Here is a 1,967-nt window from a genome sequence, read left to right as displayed (position 1 = left end):
AGGGTACCACCAATCAGCAGTTGGCCACCTCTCGCCATTCATCCATGAGTGTCGCACTTATTATCTGAATTCCCGCTTATCTCGGCATCGCCCATGGCTGGCCGTGAAAATGGCAGAAAATCTTGCATATGAGATCCAACAAAGAATATTAATCAGCGCCCACGAAATTGGGCTTCCCCAAACTGTTTTACTCAACATACGGATATAAAAGCGGGCCTGCAATGGTCCAGAAACAGCTGGTAACAATTAACTGGTGCGGACATCTTAGGTAGTGTGATAAATATTTATAACCCCCCAGACCTAATGTTTTTCCAAATTACAAATTCTCTGACATTCTGGTTGTATCAATATGAACATTACTGTATTTGGAAGTGGCTACGTGGGCCTGGTTCAGGCCACCGTGCTGGCCGACGTCGGTCACCAGGTCATCTGTGTCGATGTCGATGAACAGCGGGTGGCTGCCCTGATGGACGGTCATGTCCCTATCTATGAACCCGGGCTCGACACCCTGCTGCAACGCAACATCAAGAGCGGCGCCCTGGTGTTCACCACGGATGCCGTACAGGCCGTCGAACACGGTGATGTGCAGTTTCTGGCGGTGGGGACGCCACCGGGGGAAGATGGCTCCGCCGATCTCAGCCACGTGCTGACGGTGGCCGAAACCATCGCCCGGCATCGTGACCGGCCCGTCATCATAGTCAACAAGTCGACCGTGCCGGTGGGCACCGCCGACAAGGTGACCGCCAGGGTGAAGAGCATCCTGCAGCAGCGGGATCAGTCGTTCGCCTTCGACGTGGTCTCCAACCCCGAATTCCTGAAAGAGGGCTCCGCCATCCAGGACTGCCTGCGGCCGGATCGCATCGTGGTGGGTACCGCCAACGAGGCCTCCCGCCAGCTGATGCGCGAGCTTTACGAGCCGTTCAACCGCAACCACGACCGCATCCTGTTCATGGATGTGCGCAGCGCCGAGCTGACCAAGTACGCTGCCAACTGCATGCTGGCCACCAAGATAAGCTTCATCAACGAGATGGCCGGACTGGCCGAGCGGGTCGGCGCCGACATCGAGATGGTGCGCCAGGGGATAGGCTCGGATCAGCGCATCGGCTATCAGTTCATCTACCCGGGTTGTGGTTATGGCGGCTCCTGTTTTCCCAAGGATGTCAAAGCCTTGCTGGCCACGGCCCAGGAGCTGGAGTACGACACGCCGCTGATCCGGGCGGTGGAGCGGGTCAATGAATTGCAAAAATCGCGGCTGTTTCAGCTGCTGTCAGCGTTCTTCCGCTCCGAAGGGGAGACCCTGGCCGGCAAGACCATCGCCCTGTGGGGTCTGGCGTTCAAGCCCAACACCGACGACATGCGCGAGGCGCCGAGCCGGGCCCTGATGGAGGCGCTGTGGCAGGCCGGTGCGACCGTGCAGGCCTATGATCCCGAGGCGATGCAGGAGGCCCAGCAGATCTACGGCAACTGCGACAAGCTGCGCTTGATGGGTACCAAGGAGGCGGCCCTGTTTGGTGCGGATGCCCTGGTGATCTGCACCGAGTGGAACCACTTCAAGGCCCCCAACTTTGCCGCCATCAAGCAGGCGTTGAAGCGTCCCCTGATCGTGGATGGTCGCAATCTGTTTGATCCGGGTCGCATGAAAGATCATGGGTTCCATTATTACGCCATCGGCCGGGGCGAATCGGTAATGAAATAACATCTTGTCATATTGGGCCGCCATCAATAATCAGCTGTGTGGCGGATTAATCTGCTGGATATTGGCTGAAGCGAGATATTGCTCTCACTATTTTTATGGTGAGGGCGAGTTTTGTCATCATAATTTAATATTGTGAACCGCTTCACTTTATTTATTCTATTTTGTCGATATGACCCGGCGCTTAATTATTGTGGTCCGGGAATTCAGATAATAAGTGCGACACTCATGGATGAATGGCGAGAGGTGGCCAACTGCTGATTGGTGGTACCCT

2 protein-coding genes are annotated in these 1,967 nt (G+C 56.0%); both read left to right on the top strand.

The features are described from left to right. Nucleotides 1–208: hypothetical protein (locus tag PG897_RS22445; RefSeq protein ID WP_270829437.1), on the top strand; the 208-nt coding region annotated here is incomplete at its 5' end. A gap of 141 nt (nt 209–349) precedes the next feature. After that, a complete protein-coding gene (locus tag PG897_RS22440; protein WP_010634898.1) occupies nt 350–1,696 on the top strand; it encodes a UDP-glucose dehydrogenase family protein in 1,347 nt (448 codons plus the stop codon). Nucleotides 1,697–1,967: the final 271 nt, after the last annotated feature.

The organism is Aeromonas sp. QDB20, from assembly GCF_027707805.1.
GTDB classification, from domain to species: domain Bacteria; phylum Pseudomonadota; class Gammaproteobacteria; order Enterobacterales; family Aeromonadaceae; genus Aeromonas; species Aeromonas dhakensis.
This window is presented reverse-complemented; position numbering and strand designations above follow the sequence as displayed.